This is a genomic window from Micromonospora sp. NPDC049204, assembly GCF_040647935.1.
Taxonomy (GTDB): Bacteria; Actinomycetota; Actinomycetes; order Mycobacteriales; family Micromonosporaceae; genus Micromonospora.
On record NZ_JBEZDC010000032.1, the window covers coordinates 11,459 to 28,645 of the forward strand.

The 17,187-nt window shown below is 68.5% G+C and carries 8 protein-coding genes; 7 read left to right on the forward strand and 1 reads right to left on the reverse strand.

All coding sequences use genetic code 11. From position 1 onward, the window contains the following. The first annotated feature begins 954 nt into the window (after positions 1 to 954). The 3 genes from AB0A90_RS34205 to AB0A90_RS34215 are packed head-to-tail and all read left to right on the forward strand — an operon-like array spanning position 955 to position 6,469. A complete protein-coding gene (locus tag AB0A90_RS34205; RefSeq protein WP_141722515.1) occupies positions 955 to 1,266 on the forward strand; it encodes a CU044_2847 family protein in 312 nt (103 codons plus the stop codon). Next, a complete protein-coding gene (locus tag AB0A90_RS34210) occupies positions 1,263 to 6,293 on the forward strand; it encodes a serine protease (RefSeq protein ID WP_357256042.1) in 5,031 nt (1,676 codons plus the stop codon). The genes AB0A90_RS34205 and AB0A90_RS34210 overlap by 4 nt, the downstream gene beginning before the upstream one ends. After that, positions 6,266 to 6,469, forward strand: coding sequence for a hypothetical protein (locus AB0A90_RS34215; RefSeq protein WP_357256044.1), 204 nt, complete (start codon positions 6,266 to 6,268; stop codon positions 6,467 to 6,469). Before AB0A90_RS34210 ends, AB0A90_RS34215 begins: the two co-directional genes overlap by 28 nt. Before the next feature lie 144 nt (positions 6,470 to 6,613). Here AB0A90_RS34215 and AB0A90_RS34220 read toward each other — a convergent pair whose 3' ends face one another. Next, the gene (locus tag AB0A90_RS34220; protein WP_357256045.1) at positions 6,614 to 7,477 is read right to left on the reverse strand and encodes a hypothetical protein; all 864 of its coding nucleotides are present in this window, start codon (positions 7,475 to 7,477) and stop codon (positions 6,614 to 6,616) included. An 837-nt stretch (positions 7,478 to 8,314) separates the two neighbouring features. On the opposite strand from AB0A90_RS34220, the gene AB0A90_RS34225 reads away from it, so the two are divergent. The 4 genes from AB0A90_RS34225 to AB0A90_RS34240 all read left to right on the forward strand — a co-directional run bounded on the left by AB0A90_RS34225 (position 8,315) and on the right by AB0A90_RS34240 (position 16,121). Continuing rightward, positions 8,315 to 8,506 (forward strand): hypothetical protein, encoded by a 192-nt coding sequence (locus AB0A90_RS34225; RefSeq protein ID WP_357256047.1) that lies wholly within the window; start codon positions 8,315 to 8,317, stop codon positions 8,504 to 8,506. A 260-nt stretch (positions 8,507 to 8,766) separates the two neighbouring features. Then, positions 8,767 to 9,459, forward strand: a complete 693-nt coding sequence (locus AB0A90_RS34230; RefSeq protein WP_357256048.1) for a hypothetical protein — start codon at positions 8,767 to 8,769, stop codon at positions 9,457 to 9,459. A gap of 313 nt (positions 9,460 to 9,772) precedes the next feature. Next, positions 9,773 to 11,470: a DUF4209 domain-containing protein gene (locus AB0A90_RS34235; protein WP_357256050.1), complete on the forward strand. Its 1,698-nt coding sequence runs from the start codon at positions 9,773 to 9,775 to the stop codon at positions 11,468 to 11,470. A 694-nt stretch (positions 11,471 to 12,164) separates the two neighbouring features. Further along, the gene (locus AB0A90_RS34240; RefSeq protein ID WP_357256052.1) at positions 12,165 to 16,121 is read left to right on the forward strand and encodes a restriction endonuclease; all 3,957 of its coding nucleotides are present in this window, start codon (positions 12,165 to 12,167) and stop codon (positions 16,119 to 16,121) included. Positions 16,122 to 17,187: the final 1,066 nt, after the last annotated feature.

The window sequence follows — 17,187 nt, forward strand, 5'->3', positions numbered from 1 at the left end:
AGTCAACACTTCTCTATGTCGTCTGTTGGGGGAGTGGTGTGCGCAGGTCAAGGCGGTAAGGAGCCGTTGGTGGGCCTGGCCTTGCAGATGGGAGCAGATTGGGTGCAGGTTGGCGAAGGGGTCTTCGCGCCCGATGTGCTCACAGAGCCGGGTGGAGACGAGGTCTTTGACCTGTGGTGATGCGGTGGAGCGGTGCGGTGTGACCTTCCAGTAGAGGTCGAAGTGGTCAGCCTGTTGCTCCAGGATGGCTGTCGCCGGCCGGCGTCTTAGGTTGCCTAATGCCATGCCTGTAGGTCTGCTGTGGGTCGATGTGGAGCATTGCGGGCGGGCCTGATCGAGTCTGTCACGGTTCCGTCATCTGAGATGCCGATCCCACGGGCAGCGCCGTGACCAGGCCCTTCAGTCTGGAGACCTCTTCGGAGTAGCCGAACGTGTCAGCACGACACCTTCGCTCAGGCCGCCTCGCCTCGGTACGCATCAATCAAGTTCGCCGACAGGAGGCATACGCCCCGGCGGCGGGATGGCTACAGCACCGTCGCCGACAAGCTCAGCAGCTTCCTTTGCCGCTGACTTTTTCGCCAACCACTCGCGCTACACCCATCGATACCTCGCCATCTGCGTCCCTAACCCGCGGTCGCATCCAGTCAACGTCCTCGAGGTAGGCCTCGATCCCGGCGATACCGCCGCAGGCGCTGCCGGCAGTAGAACGCCGAGTGTCAGCAGCACTGCGGCGAGCAGGCCGGTCCACCGCTTCCCCATCTAGCATCTTCAATGCCGAGAACCTTTGGTGGTTTGGGGTAGGCGTGACGGATTCGCCACGGAAGGGAAGAGCCACTCTCGCCGACGGCTGCGAAGCACCCGATCGGTCGGGCACCCGACAGCCGGGGGGAGTCCCCGTCTGTCGCGTGATCAGTACGCTGAGTCCTTCACAGTGGTGACCGAGGGGTGCGCGCGTTGTCGAAGTCGGCCGTTCCGGAAAACGTGCTCGTGCAGGTCGTCGAGACCGACGCTGGGCGGGAAATCGCCTGGGGCGCGAACGTCACCGAACGGCTCCGGGACCGGCTCGACGAGCTGCGCGCCGCCGTCGTGGCCGGCGCGCAGGTGATAAACGCCGACCTCGACCAGCTGCCCGAACGACCCAACTGGCGGGTGAGCGAGCTCTCCGCGACGTTCGGCGTCACGCTTACTGCCGACGCAGGAGTCCTGTTGTCGCGGGCCGGTGCCGAGGCGACCTTCGAGGTGACGGTCACCTTCAGCCGGACATGAGCGACGGGCGCGTCCTCGCCGGCGCGAAGGCGCGGGGCTGCGGTTTCCTCCTGACCGGGCGAATGGTCCTCACCGCCGCGCATGTGGTCCGGGACCGGCGGGTGGACGAGCTCGCGTTCGTCACGGAGACCGGCCACCGGTACGGCGTGGTGGACGTCCGGTCGGCGCCGGAGATCGACGCGGCCGTACTGATCCTGGCCGAGCCGGCACCGGACCCGCCGGTGCCCCTCGGCTGGCACGCGGCACCCGGCGCCGCCTGGCGGGTGACCGCGCGTCCGGAACCCGCTTCCGTCCAGCTGACCGGCACCGTGTCGGCGGTCGACCACCGTGTGAGGAACGCCCGGGGGCACGAGCTGGGCGTGCTGCAACTGGCGGTGGCAGAGGCACTGGGCGAGTACCAGGGCTACTCGGGCGCGGCCGTCACGGTGGACGGCGCGGCGGTGGCCGTGCTGGTCGAGCAGGTCCGCGAGCGCACCACGGCACCCGGGGTCCGGCGGGCGAGCAACGTGCTCTACGCGGTGCCGGTCGGAGACGTCCTCGATTACCTCGGGCTCGACCGTCCGGTCCCGGCGCCGTCCGGCTGGCGCGAGGACCTGCGGCGGCTGCTCGACGAACTGGCCGAGGACCCCGACCTGCCATGCGAGCTGAGCCGGCCGGAGACGGTCGCTGTGCAGGCGTACGCCCTGCTAGCCGACGCGGCCACTGGCGGCCACGCGAGCGACCCGGGGCGGCTGGCCGACCGGATCCGGCGGCAGACGCACCGGTGCTCCGCCGACGAGCCGCTGTACCGGCTGGCCGCACCCGCTCCACTCACCGCCGGCTCGCTCCGGTCGATGCTCGACCGGCTGGCCCGGGTACACGCGGCGGCGGCCGTGTTGCCCACTCACGTCCGGCGCCCGCGGTACCGGATCGAGGCTCCGGGGACGCTCCTCGCCGATCCGGTGGCCGAGATCGACCGGTGGCTGGCGGCGCGGGTCGCCGACGCCGGCGACCACCCGTACGACGTCGAGGAGACCGTGCGCGGGATGCGCGATCGCCTCGACCCGCCGGTGTTCGACCGGGACCCAGCCGGCGAGCTGATCGCCCTGCTCAACAACGACGGTTTGGAGGCGCCGGCAAGGACCGCGGAGCGGCTGGTGCGGGAGATCGTTACCCGGGGCGCCGACGCCGCGGACCTGGAGGCCGGGCTGGCGCGGATCCTCACCCGCGGCACACCGGCGGAGGTGACCGTGCTGACGGCGGCGCACCGCCAGCCGGCCACGGTGACCCGGGACGACCACGGCTACCTGGTCAACCGGCAACCGACCCTGTACCACCTGGAGCACGGGTACTTCGCCGCCACCAACGTCCTCGACGAGTTCGAGCGGGCGTACTGGTCGTGGTACGAGCAGGCGGTCGTGGAGTCGGCGCGCGCGGGCCGGGCCATCGTGCCGATGTTTTGGATCACCGGGCCGTCCGGGGCGGGCAAGAGTGTCCTGCTGCTGCAACTCCTGGCGCGGCTCAACACGCGCGCCGGGGTCTCGGTGCTGCTCCCACCCGCCGGTACGCGACTGAGCCGGGCCACCCGGTGGGCCGGCGAGCTGAGTCAGGCGCGGCACGTCGTCGTCGGAGTCGACGACCCGCTGTCCTGGACGGAGGACGACGGGCGGGCGGCATGGCCCGAGGTGTTCCAGGCTCTCGCCCACCGGCGGCAGACCGGGTCCACGCGGGAACTCCCGGTCTTCGTCTGCTGCGCCCCCACTGAACACCGGGGCGAGTTCGTGGCCGAGTACCGCCGGCAGGTGCTCGTCGGCGGGATGGCGCTGGACCCGTACCGGCCGGAGTTCACCGAGCAACTGCGTCGCTGGTACACCGACCGTACCGGCATGGCGCCGCCACCGGCTCCGCCACGGGGTGTGCCGCTGCCGGCCCAGCTGTTCCTCGAGTGGCGCAGCGGGGAGGGCATTGAGGAGTACGCCGAGCGGTTCCAGCGCCGCATCACCGGCCAGGGACTGGCCGAACTCTCCGACTTCTTCGCCCACCTGCTCGCCGTCAATCGGCTCTACGTCGGCTACCCGCAGGAGGCCGTCGACGCGTTGGCGGAGGAGACCCGGCAGGCGTTCGCCGCCTACCGGGAGGACATGCACGTCCAGCTCTCCGGCGAGGACGGCCGGCCCGGCTACTGGTTCGCCCATCCCCACGTCGCCGACCTGATGTACGAGGTGTGGTTCCCACCCGGCCGTCGCGACGCGGAGCGGACCGCGCACCTGCGAGACGCGCTGCTCGAGGTGATCGCGGCCGTACCCCGGGGCTGGGCCGCCGTACCGCTGCTACGCCGGCTGCGCGCCGCGGCGGGTGGCGGGTCGGGGGAGCGCGACGCGATCGCCGCCGTCCGGACCCGGGAGGCCGCGGTGCGGTCGGCGCTGGCGGAGGTGGTCGACCGGCTCGGTCCCGGCCTCACCGACCTCGCCAGCCCGGTGCTTGCAGAATGGATCCGCATCGAGCACCAGGTGTGGCCGTCCCGCTCCGACCGGCGTCCCCGGGAGTGCGCCATCGCCCGGCTCGCCGGGCCGCTGGACCGGGGCATGGACGAGTTGCTGCGGGCACTGGTCGACCTCGACAACCCGGGCGTCGACGCCGAGGTGTGGGCGTACCTGCAACGGCACCTGGAGTGGGAGGGCTGGCTGACGGTCGCGGGCCCGCTCGTCCGGCGTAGGGCGCGCTCCCGCGACGTCGACCTGCTCGCCCCGGTTGTCGAGTCCACCCTGGCGCGGCAGCCCGCGGCGGCCATGCTGCTCGCGGACGCGCTGGAGACCGCCGCCGACAACGGCCCCCTCGTCCGACTCGCGCACCGGCTGGTCACCGGCGAGCTCACCGTCGACGCGCCGCTGGCCCCGGTGGTCGCGGCCCTGTACCGGCGCGACCGCAACCGGATGCGGGGGCGTGGCCCGCTCGCCGCGCCGATCCACCGGGGGCTGGTCCAGGACTGGTTGGCGGCCGACCCTCGCCCCGAGCACCGGGTGGTTTACGAGGAGGTCCTCGCCGGGCCGGTGCCGCCGATGCTGCGGCGCGCCCTGGAGGCGTGGGTCCTGGCCTTCCCGGCCGAACGCCTCGCGGGTGTCGCCCTCGCGCAGTGGCTGAACTGGTCGTGGCTGGACGACGAGGGCCGGCGTGACCTGCTGCACGCCCACCTGGAGCGGTGCGACGACGTGGACCCCCGCCTGGCCGGGAAGGTGCGCCACCTGCTGTCGCACGACGGTCGGGGCTGGGCGCGGCTGTTCACGCTGCTGCCCGAGACCTGGGTGCGGGACCCGCAGGTGCGGGCCGCGGCGCTGGCCTGGCTGCGGGGGCAGCGACCGCCAGCGGCGTGGCACTGGGTGTACACCCACCTGTGCCGCAGCACCGGCGAGCCGGACGACGAGCTGCGCCGGCTCGGCGCGGGCCACCTGGCTCGGTGCGGGGAGGAGCACAGTTGCGTTAACACCCACTACTGGCTGCTCCAGGTCACGGCGGCACCGGGGCGCCTGGGCGCGGCGCGCGACACGTTTCGATGGCTGCGGGACCGGCCGGGCCTGACTGCGGCCTGGTGGCTGCTGGCGGGCCAGATCTTGCGTGCGGTGCCACCCGACGACGCCGACGAGGTCGTCGACGTCTTCGTGACCTGGGTATGGGACCACCCTGACGACGGGGCGGCCGGGCAGGTGCTCTCCGCCAGCCTGGCGGCGGAGACGTCTCCGGCCGTGCGGCGGCGACTGCTGGAATGCGTCGAGGAGTGGCTGTCGGCACCGCGACCGGGCTGGGCCCGCACCTACGCGGCCGCCCGGCCGTTGCTCGACGTCGACCGGAGCAGCGCGCTCGCGCTGTCCTGGCTGCTGCGATCGGCCGACGACCGGGGCTGGCTCCGGGTGTTCTTCGCGACCGTCGACCAGCTCGACGTGGCGCAGCTGACCACGGTGGTCCGCGCCTGGTTCGCCACGGCGGCGTCGACCGCCTTCGCGGCGGGTCCGCTGTGGCGGGTCGCTGTCGAGGAGGGGCCGTGCGCCGCGCTGGTCCGCGACCCGTCGTTCCGCGCGGTGGCGGTCGGCTGGCTGGCCCGTGGTGGCGGCACCGCCGCGTGGCGCCCGATCACCCTCAGCCTGGTCGCCGCCGACCCCGCCGACCTCGAACCGCTGCGCGCGGTCCTGACCGGCAGGATCCCGTTGCACAGCGTGTACGGCTTCGCCGACGACCTGGAGGAGCTGCTGCGGACCCGACCCGACGAGGCCGGACCGATGCGCCGGCTGCTGGCCGCCGTCGACGCCACCCCGGGGTGGCGGATCGTGTGGCGCAGGCTGCTGTCGGTCGCCCCGGATGACCACGGCTGGCAGGTGTCCCTGGCGTTGCTGTCGGACGAGACACCCGACGCGTTCGCACCGCTGTGGGTTCGACTGTGGGACGCGTATCCGGACGACGAGCGGCGGGCCGTGTTGCGGGACCTCGCCGAGCGGCAACTCGCCGGCCAGCCGGTCGACGAGCCGGGGTGGCGTAACGTCCGCCGCAGGCTCATCGACGGCAACGGTGACGGCACCCCGGACACCCCACCGGAGTCGGTCGTCGGCGTCGGCACGGCCCTGCCGTTCCTGCCGGCTCCCCGCGCGGGGGACGGGACGTCCGCCCCGTGGCAGTGCCGGCTGGAGTGCCCCCAATGCGGTGTGCCGTTCGACGTCACCAGCGGCGACAGCGTCCGGCAGGCCCGGTGGACCTGCCTGCGGTGCTATCACGACCTGACCATCGATACGGCGACGTTGGCGATGACCGCGCGGCCGATGACGCGGACCGTCGCGAAGCCGGTGTCCGTCTTCGGCCGGGCACCCCGGTTTCGGCTGCGGATCCACTGCGACCAGTGCGGGCGGGAGATCGCCGCAAATGTGCCCACCCCGGACGGCGGACACGTCGCCGTGGACCGCGAGTGCTGGCTGCTCCACGAGGTGACGGCCGCCGACGTGACGGACTTCGTCGAGCACGCCCGGTACGTCGAGGCGTGCCGGACCGCCGAGCAGTCCGACTAGCGGCGCGGCTGGGTGATCTCCCCATCGCGGTGTTCGCCGCCGACTGGACCCTGCTGTGGTGCAACGACATGTGGCGCGCCCTGAACGGCGAGCCGGCCGCGCTGCCCCAATCCGAGCGCAACCTGGCCCGTGCCCTGTTCGGCGGCGCGATCGAGCACGTGGGCGCACCAAGCTGACCCGGCTGCACGTCGAGGCACACAACCCGCTCGCCCGGAGAAGCTGGTTCGGCCAGTGCGCGGTCTTGCACGACAGTGATAGCAATCCCCAGTGAAATCTACTTCTGGGTCTCCGGCGGCTACGTCACAGCAGGTTCGCGCGCCTTAGGTAAGCCCCAGTTGGTGGCTGAGGATAGCGAGGAGCAGACCGGCGAGGGCTCCGAGGACCAGCATCCACCGCTCGCGGCGGATGCTCTGCCGCCTCTCGGCATCAGCTCGTTCGATGGTTTCCTGGTCTCGTTTCAGAATTGCCTCGGTGCTGCTAAGGGCCGTTTCGGTGAGCCGCGCAAGACGTTCCAGGGTGATTCTGAGGCCTGGCGGCACCCCTTCGGAACGCGCTGCGTCGTCGTCCTCCCGCAGGCTCTCCAGGATGCTGCCGAGTTCCGTTCGTTGGCGGTTCAACTCTGTGGTCTCCCGGTGGAGGTGGTTTCGTTCCGACAGGTGAGGATCGAGGTTTTCCCGCTCCACTAGGGCGTCAACGGCGTCCCGGAAGGCTTTGCGCCGCGTCGAGCGGGCCCAAAACAGTGCGCCGAAGGACGCGAGCCACCCCACGCCCCACAGCAGCGTGGGCAGGTCGCCGTCTTCAACGGGGAGATACGGATAGTGGTCCGGAAGGATCATCGTGACCGTGCTGATCACCCAGCCCTGCAAGGCCACGGATGCGATGCTCACCGGCACGGTCGCCAGCACGGCCAGGCGGATCATCCGTCGGCCGGGCTCGCCACTCTCCTTCCACCACCACGGGTGGGTCGGAACGTCCCCGACGCTCAACGCGTCATGTATCCGTACCTTCCCTACCAGGTGGCTGTCCTCACGAAGGGAATGCTCTCGTCCGAGAAAGGCGTAGGGCAGGGCCCAGTAGACGACCACCGCCAGCAGGCCGGTCACTACCGAGGCGGCACGTCCGGCGAGAGTCAGACGTGCCAGCATAAGCAGAATCCACAGACAGAGTCCGGTCAGGAGCGCCACAGGGAGAGGGTGGGTCCAGGAGTCGGTGATGATTCGTCCACGCTCGTCGCGTCTGATCCTCGATCGGGAGCGGTGGTCGTCTGGTGACCGCATGTCAAACAGCATGCAAGACGCGGTCACCCTTCGCGAGCCCGAAGACCTGCAAGCGCTGAGCCAGCCGGCATCTCCGGTCGCACGGAGCCAAACAACGCAGCCTTCAACGTCCCGCCCTCGCCAGGCCCTTCAGGCTGATGACCTCTCCGGCGTGCCCGAAGAGGTCACGCCGATCTGTGGCAGCTTGTCCCGCCCGCTGCGCTACTGGTGGCAGGCGTGGTACACCCTGCCAGCAGTGACTATCCGATCTTCACTGGTGCTGCCCATGGCCGCCGTTGTCATGCTCGCCGCGGCCGGCTGCTCCTCCGACACAACCGCTACCCAGGCGCCTGCTGCAAAGCAGGCCACTCCGACTGCTCCTGGGGCGAGCTCAGCTGCGAAGCCTGAGTCCGAGGGTCCAACTGCCGATCGGGTGGGTGGCAGCGTTCGGCGAGGCGGAGCTTGCCCGTGCTCAACGCTCGCGACAATTCCGGGAACTGCGCAGCGCTCGGCTGCACTCAGCTGCTCGCTGCCGACGCGATTTCCGTGTAGGTGTTCCCCGACGCGGCAGCGGCGCAGAAGTATTCCGAGTCACCGGCGATCGGGGTGCACCAGGCCGGATGGTAGTGCTCAAGTATGCAGCTGCGCAGACGTCTGACAAGGATCAGCGACGCTATGAGAAGGTCCTGGCCGGCCTGCTCTAGACCCGAGACAGCGGCTTGCTGCGCTGAGCTTCCGGCCACCCGGAAGCCGGGACGGCAGTTCGTGTTCGTGGCGCCGCGCGGCAACCACTGGCGGTACGAGGACTTCTACACGGACCGGTGGGTGAAGATCCGCGACCTGGCTCGGAGGAAGGGCCTGCCGCGCCGGATGACGATGCACGGGCTGCGGCATTCACTGCTGGCGGCCGAAGGCGTCGACCTGGCGGCGTTGCGATGGCCGGGCGCGCGAGCGTGACCACGACGATGAACGTCTACGTGCACGCGACGCGTCGGCACCACGAGCCGGTGCGGCGGATCGTCGGGAAGCTTCTCGGCGTCGATGCGTTGACCACGGGTTCACCCGTCGGGTAGCGAGGCCCCGACAGAAACGGGCGGCGGGTCACCCGCCGCCCGCTCGGGGCGTCATCGACCAGCGTGCGGCACTGGCATCGGGCCGGCAAACGAGCGCGCCCACCTATCGACCCAAGGTTGCAGCGGTGGGGCACCATGTCCAGCGTGGAACCGTACCCCGAGGACAGCGACCGAAAGCAAGGGCTTGCGAAGTCGGCCGAGATGGCCATTTCGTTCGTGCCAGTCGCGGGCAGCGCCCTCCAGGTCGCCTTCAACGAACTCGCTGGCCGGCGCCTTGCCGACCGACGCACGCGATGGCTGAACGACCTCGCCGCGAAGGTGCACGAGCTCGAGGAGCAGGTTGGTGACTTCGCACGGCTCACCGGCGAAGACGCGTTCATGGACGCGCTGACCACGGCCGCGCAGATCGCCGACCGGACCTCACGGGCCGAGAAGCTCGAGAAACTGCGCAATGCAGTCGTCAACTCCGTGATGCCCGACGCGCCGGACGTCGACACGCAGCAGCTTTTTTTCGGCATGATCGACCGGTTCACCCCGACTCACATGCGAATGCTGCAGCTGCTCTCCGATCCGCCTGGCTGGTTCGACCGCCACGGTATCGCTCGGCCGAACATCTACATGGGCCCGAAGATCGGCATCATCGAGGCAGGCATGCCGGAGCTTTCCGGCCGTCGCGATCTGATCGACCGGTACGCCGGGGCACTCTCCACCGCTGGCCTGATCAACCAGTCGCTCACCGCGGTGATGACGGAGAACGGACTGTGGGTGCCGGCAACCACTCCGCTCGGTACCGAGTTCCTAGCATTCATCGCCGACCCCGAGAGCAAGGTCGACTAATCCTTGGGCCGTCGCGGGCCGTCCACGGGTTCGTCGCGCGCGGCTATGGCCACTGCTGCTGGAGGATCGTGCTCGGGCACGCCGCGCAGCGACCCGCCCAGGCGAGAGCATGGAGGAGACACAGGTGACGAGTGCAGCCTCGAATAGAGGGGCGGCGGAGGATCCAATTGACCCCTCGTGGTGGGCTCCCGCACTAGTAGATGGGAACGGCGTCTCACGCGGGACCGAATGCCCCGAGGTGCTTTCGCTCGACCTCGCCCGCCTGAGGGCTGAAGCGCAGGTAGATGCAGGAGAGGACAGCCTCAGGACACGCGTGCTGGACGTGCTGGCGAAGGCCGCGTCCCCCATGCTGGTTCCCGACAACTGGACGGACCCGTACGTGCCCGCCATGCAAATCGGGAATCGTCGATCGGCCGTCCCCGACGACTTGAGCGAGCCGGAGCTCGAGCTGCTGGCCCGCCTCGTGCCCCTCATCGAGGAGCCGGTCCTGAAGGCCAGGGTCGCTGACATCGCATGGGCCTACGGTGACCGGCGCAACATGGGCCTGCTGTCCGCTGCGGTGAACGCTTACCGTTCCGTGCCGCTGGAGCGGGACGCCTGGCTTCGTGCAGGTCGTGACGGCTGGCGACGGGCGATTGAGCTCTCGCTGCGTCGGGGCAATGCCGGCCGTCAGACCGTCATGGAGATGACGACCGAGCTGGCCGAGTTTCTGCTCGCCAAGGATGGCTCGGCGGGATTCATGCTGACTCAGATTTCGGACCTGCTGCGCGATGCCAGGTCCGTTGATCAGGCGGGCGCCCGGGATCTGGCCAACCGCTTCGTGTCGCTTGCCGCTGCTGTCGCGGGGAACCATCGGCTCAGGCGCGCGTACGAGCGCCACGCCTGTACCTGGTTCTCGCGGGCGGGCGAAACAGACCTTGCCAATGAGTGCATCGAGCGTGTCGGCCAGACGTACCTCGACGAGGCGGACGAGCGACTAGCGCAGGACAGGCCCGCGCTCGTTGTCGGCACATTTATCGAGAAGGCCATCGCGACCATACGCGGTCTTCCCCGGAAGTACCGCTCGGCGCGAGGTCTCGACGGGCGACTCCGGCAGCTGCGTGACCGGCTCGCTGACATCCGAGAGCTTTCGCTGGAGGAGATGATGCTCATCCAGTCGGACCCGATCGACATCAGCCAGTATGTGGAGGACGCGCGCAAGGTGGTGTCCGGGAAAGAGGCACTCGAAGCGCTCGTGAGTCTCGCAGGAATCGTGCCGCTGATCGATGCCACGAAGGCGATGGCCGACGAACGAAAGCGCATGCAGGGGAGCCTGTCCGGTCTGTTCGGAATCTCGACGCTCAGCGCGGACGCACGCAAGGTCGCTGCTCGGGCGGGACTCGGTGTGGGTCAGCCGCCTGACGAGGCCGTCTTCGCCGAGGTGGTCCGGTCGTTCACGTTGAGGATCGACCTCCAGGTCAAGGCACTCATCTACCCTGCTCTCGAGGTGCTGATGCTCGAACACCGCTTCAACACCGGATTCCTCACAGGCATCTGCTACGAATCGCCGGTCGTCCCTGCGGGACATGCCGGTCTGTGGGCTCGCGGGTTGTGGCATGGACTTTCCGGTGACTTCCCATCGGCTATCTCCGTGCTCGTGCCACAAGTGGAGCAGATGGTGCGCGGCTACCTGAAGGCCCACGGGATCTTCACGCTCTTCGTGGACGAGAACGGCGTCGAGACCGAGAAGGGGCTCAACACACTGCTTGAGATGCCGGAGTCGTCTCAGCTGTTGGGGCCTGATCTCACACTAGAACTGCGTGCCCTGCTGTGCGAGCAGCTCGGCCCAAACCTGCGTAACGACCTGGCGCACGGGCTGCTCAACGACCCCCAGTCGTGGAGTGTCGGAGCGGTCTACGCGTGGTGGCTGTGCCTGCGGCTGGTGGTCCTGCCCTACTACGGCATGCTCATGGAGGCCCAGGCCGAGAACGGCTCCGCGGGTGAGACAACAGACGTGGAGCGATCGAGCTGAGGGCCACTGCGGGAGCGATCAGTTCAGGGTGGCGCATGGACCGCAGCAACACCGCCTAGCAGCGCGGGCGGCATGCCAGGTGCAGTGCTGGCCCCCAGCTTGGGACCGATCCTCCTAGGACGGTCTAGGGGTGGTGCGAAGGGCCTCCGGGTGCCGGCATCGGGCCAGCGCGAGGATCGATGAGCGCGAACCTCGTCGGAGCCGTGGAACTCGACTTCGGCCAGCAGCCGATTCCAGTCTGCCCGCATCCCCGGCGTGCGACTCCAGGCTGTCCGAGGCGGGCGCGCATGCCCGCATGAGCGAGGTGACTGGCAGCGAGTCTGCTAGCGCCCCGAGGAGGTTCGAGTAGGGGTAGGCCGTCTCGCTCTTCAGGGACATAAGCTGCCGAAGCGCGCAGTCGATCGTCTCCAGGTGCATCGTCTGGCGCTTCTCGGCCCAGAGTCGCCGGTCCTCGCGTGTCCTGCCCTGCTAATCCCGCCTGCGCTCTCGCCGCGCCTGCCCCGCGGCCTGCGCCCATTGCAGCGCCGCGCCAAGCACCGTGCCGCCCAGCCCGGCGGCCAGGACCGCCCGATTGTCGGAAGAACCTGGCCCCCACCGAGTGCGGCGCAGCGCTGGCGATGAGGGATATCCTGCTTGGGGCCCGAGTTAGCGGTCTTGTCCGAGAATTATGCACGCAAAGTGGAGGTGGGCGCCGATGCCCGCGGATGGCCCGCTGCCGGGGAAGAATCCGCGGTTGCCCCCGACACCCAGCCTCTCGGAGTACGCGTTCGAGGACTTTACCGAGCGCCTGCTCAGTGCGAGTAGATTCTGCCCGGGGTCGGCTCGTCGGGTGAAACGAGTGGAGCGTTGGGGCCGGCGCGGCGACTCTCAGGACGGCGTCGACTTCGAAGGTGACTACAGCGACGGAACGACCGCCGCTTGGCAGTGCAAGCGATACGACAAGCTGACGCCGGCAGACGTCCGGGAAGTCGTGCGCGTCTGCACCTTCCAGGCTGACCAGTACTACCTGGTGTTCTCCGGCGAGGCATCGCGCGACGCCAGAAAGGAGATCAAGAAGCACCCCAAGTGGCAGCTACTTGATCAGCGTGCCCTCGGACGCTTGTTGGACGATCTCCCCTTGCATAAGCGACGGAACGTCCTTGATGCGACGTGGGACCGGCCGACCCGTCAGTTTCTTCTTGGTGTTCCCGGAACCGACGCATTTCTCAGTCTCGACACCTTTGTCGCAGATCGCATGAAGGAAGACGCGCCGCTCAACGACCGTGGACCCCGCATCGGCCGCGACGCCGAGCTCGCCGCGCTAGGGACTGCACTCGACCGATCAGCGGACTTCCCGACGGTCGTCGTTGTTGCCGGCCCCGGAGGCCGCGGCAAGACGCGCTTGCTCATTGAAGCATTGGCAGAGTTCGAGCAGGCCAGCCCTCAAGTTTCGGTCGTTTGCCTTTCGCCCGGACGCAGCCTTGACCAAACAGCAATCGACGAACTCCCGCACACACCGGCCGTCGTGCTGGTGGACGACGCACACCGCGACCCGGCCGCCCTCGCAGCGCTGCTCACCTACGCGCGCCTGACGGAGGGCACCCAGGTTGTCCTCGGCTCCCGGACGTCCGGCGTCGCCGCCGTGCAGGCCGAGATCATCAACGCCCGGTTTGCGCCGGCTCAGGTCGAGACAATCCCGGTCGAGGAGCTGAGCCGGCGGGACGCACGCAAGCTGGTCACCAGCATCGCCGACGGCCTCGACCTGACCCTGGCGGCGCAGGAGTACTTCGCCGGCCAAGCCGTTGACTCGCCGCACGTGGCGGTCATCGGCGTCAACCTGATCCGTAGCGGCCGGTTGACAGCGCCCCTGAAGGCCGACGACGCCCTTCGCCAGCAGGTTCTCGCCCGGTACCAGGAGGTTGCCACCGGCGAGCTGGAAGGCGTACCGAACCGCAAAGTGCGACGAGCACTCGCCATCTTCGCGGCTCTCGGCCCGATTGATGACACCGACGACGCACTGCGCACAGACATCGCCCGATTCGTCGACTTGAACATGGGCGACCTGCTGCGCCTCTGTCAGAGCTTGCGAGAACGCGGTGTCCTAGTGACGCGCAGCGGGCTGACCCGCGTAGTCCCCGACGTGCTCGCGGACGAGATCTTGGAGACCGAGGCTGCGGTCGGGCGCCACGCGACCGGCTTCGCTCAGCAGCTGTGGGAGGCCTTCGGTAGCCCTTCCGACGACCGGCTCGTGACCACGCTCGCGGAACTCGACTGGCGGCTCGTTCGACGGCACGGGCCATCGGTCATCGGGCCGATTTGGGAGTCGGTGGCGGACCGGCTACGCGGTGCGGAACCCGTCGAGTTGCATCGAGCGCTTCGTGGGCTTCGCAGCTTGGCGACTACCCTGCCAGGTCCGTTCCTTACAGTGCTCGAGGAACTGCGGGTCCGACTGCAGGAACATGACCGAACAGTCGACGATGCTGCAGCCGCGCACCCGTTCTTCTACCGAGCTGAGAGCTCAAGGGACGTTCTCGGGCTCATGCCCGAGCTGTACGGGCAGTGCGCCGCCAGCGCCCCAGAGACGCTCGAGACGGTCCTCGACGCGCTGTGGTCGCTGTACCGCGATGACTCACGGCCACCGAACCAGCAACCGGGCCACGCTGTCCGGATCATCGACGACCGGCTCGCGAGCATCGGCGACATGCTGGACCCGTCGTTTCCTCCCCGGATCGTGGCGTGGGTCGACAAGCAGCTCGCCCAGGCGACCGACCCGCGGCACGCGACGCCGATGTTCGCGCTACGTCCCCTGCTCGCGAAGGATGGCACCCGGACCGTCGCGGAAACCCGCCGACGCATTTCACTCCGCCCGTACGCCGTGTCGGCGACATGGGCACGCCCGATCCGAGACGCGATCCGATCAACGCTTCTCCGGCAAGCGAGCGGGACCGACCTGCGCCGAGCCGGGGAGGCCGTTCGCCTCCTCGGCACAGCGGTCCGTCAACCGGCAGGTCCGGCCAACCGGGAAGTGACCATGGACGAGGTTCTCGGTTGGGAAGAGGACGATCTCGCCACGTTGACGACTCTGGAAGCGGCGGCTGTTTCCACCGGCAGCGCCGTGACCCGCCGACTGATCCGCCACGAGATCGGTTGGACAGCCGGGCACGCTCGATCGGTACGTGTTCGCCACGCTGCTCTGAGTCTCGTGACGTCGCTCGACAACCGGGACGACGACCTGGCGGAGGTCCTTCTGAGCACGTTCCGAGGCTTCGCGACCCGGCGCGGAGCGACGGTTGCAACGCTCGATGAGCTACGGGCAGCGGAAGCAGCGCGAGCCACCCGTGAAGCCGGCATGCCGCAGGACGAGATCGATGCAGATCACAGCGAGCAGGGCCGAGTCAGGATCGAGGAGCGGACGGCGATGCAGGAGCGCGCAGTCGCGCAGGTCGTCACGCGGCTTACGTCCGACAGCATCCCTGAGCTGGTGCGAACGCTCCGCACCTCCGCGGTAGAGGTCGAGCTGGCCGCACCTAGGCCACCTACGCTGTGGGGCGTCTGGCGGGAGTTCGCCAAGCAGAGATCCGATCTCATCCCTTACGTGGTTCGGGAGATCGCCGACGGACCTGCGTCTGTCCTCGACCAAAGTCTGCATCAGCTGCTGGATGCCTGGGCCGACTACGACGCGACCGGTCTACTCGCTTGGCTGGCTGACGCTTCGAGCTACCGCATCGACGTGCGTCTAGCCATCGGCAACGCCTTCGCAACGTATGCCTGGACGGACCGGGGGGCACCCTTTGAGCAGATCCACCGCGAGGGCATAGCGGAAGCCGAGCCCGAACTACGCAACCGTTTCATCATGGGCAGCCACAAGTTGCTCGCCACCGCGCCCGCCGCGACGGCCCGCCTTCTGCTCAGCGAACAAGCTTCACCGCACGCGCTGACAAATGCACTGGAGAGCGCATGCGGCTACGACGGGCTCAGCTGGGGCCAGACCCAGAGCAACGAAGATGCCTCAGCGATCCTCAACTTGATCAACCACGCAGGCTGGGACGACTACACCGTCCAGCAGATCGCCGCCGGCATAGCACTCACTTACCCACGCCTGGTCCTTGACCATCTCCAAAACCTGCACGGCGACGGCGGCCGCTTGCCGACAGACGTCGATGGCTTCGCGGACGCCTTCGACCGAAACGCCGAGGCGCTCGCGCACTGGATGGTCGACTGCGCTCATCACGGCGAAGCCGCGAACGCATCGATAGTCGTCTCGATCGCCATGGGGAGTGGCATGACGACCGCTCAGGCCCAACATCTCGCCGCAGCCGTCGATGAGCTCGACGGTGCCGCGCTCGAGGACACGGTGTCGGCGCTCCGAGACGTCGGCACATGGCCGCTGCGCCACTCCGACCTGGCCAGGAACATACTCGTCAGGGCGCGCCTGTTGAACGGTAACCTGGCAAGGCGCGTGCTCGCCGACATCTCGGGCGCAATGACGCTCCACTCGTGGGGCTTCTCGAACGGCGTGTCCGACGAGCTCAACAAGGCTCGCGCGGCCGCCGCGCAGGCAGCGGCCACTGAGACAGATCCGGACCTCAAAGCAGCTCTCATCGCTGCCGAGTTGTTGGCGGCTACCCATGCCGAACAGCTTCTTGCCGAAGCTGACGAGGACGATGATTGATCAGCGTGAGGTGTCAGGCTGGCAGGACGTCGACTAGCCGAACTGGCACAATGCCCTCCAGTCTCTATGGATCCTGTACCAAGTCTTCAACGCGACGGCATAGCGGCGAACTCATCTGACACTGATAACGCCCTGTGATCGTGGACGTGCTTTCCGATCGACCGATGCGGCTGCGGGGGCCAGTGCTAGTCCCAACCAGAGCACTGGGCCCGGCAGCTCACGATCGGTCGGCGGCCCGGTGCGAGCCCGGTTTGGGGGAGCAAATTGGGAGCAGCGGGGTGACCTGAACGGCCTTGAACTGCCTCCAACAGCATCGAACGGCGCTCAACTGCACCCACCGCTGCCTGCGGTTCCACGTTTCAGCAGGTCAGAGTCTGTGCGGCGTCCTGTTTCACCGCGCAGTGCTCCGTGGATCTGCGGGTCAGTCGATAGCGCTCTATGTAGCCTGGTAGGGGAGTGTGCGCAGGTCAAGGCGGTAAGGAGCCGTTGGTTGGTCCGGCCTTGCAGCTGGGAGCAGATTGGGTGCAGGTTGGCGAAGTGGTCTCCGCGTCCGAAGTGCTCACCGACGCCGGACAGAGACGAGGGGTCATGACCTGCGGTGATGGAGGTCGAGCGGTGCGGTGTGACCTCCCAGTGGAAACCGAAGAGGTCAAGCCTCCAGCCTCCCGACTGGCTGGTGCCGGCTGTTGAACTGGGGCCTGCCGGCGCCGATCACGAGGCCAGCCCGCATCGATGCGTGGCTCTGGCTGTCGTCGCGGTGGCGTCGGTACGGATCCCGCGAGCTGAGACCCAGATCCCACCGGCGAGCCCTTTGAGTAGGGCTTCCTGAACAGTGACCTCTTCGGCGAATCCGAAGAGTCAGCCAGTTTGCTCCCGGTCGTTAGTCGGACCGCTCCGCTTATGTCTAAGGGTGCCCCGTACCGACCTCGACATGATCGTCCTGGACGCCCAGGTGATCGAAGACCTCATGACGGGCCGGCGGAAGGACGTCGACCCGGTCGAGGTCTAATAGTGGATTACCGCCCGGATCGCCAAGCACCTCGGCAATCCCCTCTTCATCGAACTC

Coding starts and splice junctions, on each gene's coding strand:
- AB0A90_RS34210 (WP_357256042.1), top strand. CDS start 1,263: ATGAGCGACGGGCGCGTCCTCGCCGGCGCGAAGGCGCGGGGCTGCGGT.
- AB0A90_RS34240 (WP_357256052.1), top strand. CDS start 12,165: ATGCCCGCGGATGGCCCGCTGCCGGGGAAGAATCCGCGGTTGCCCCCG.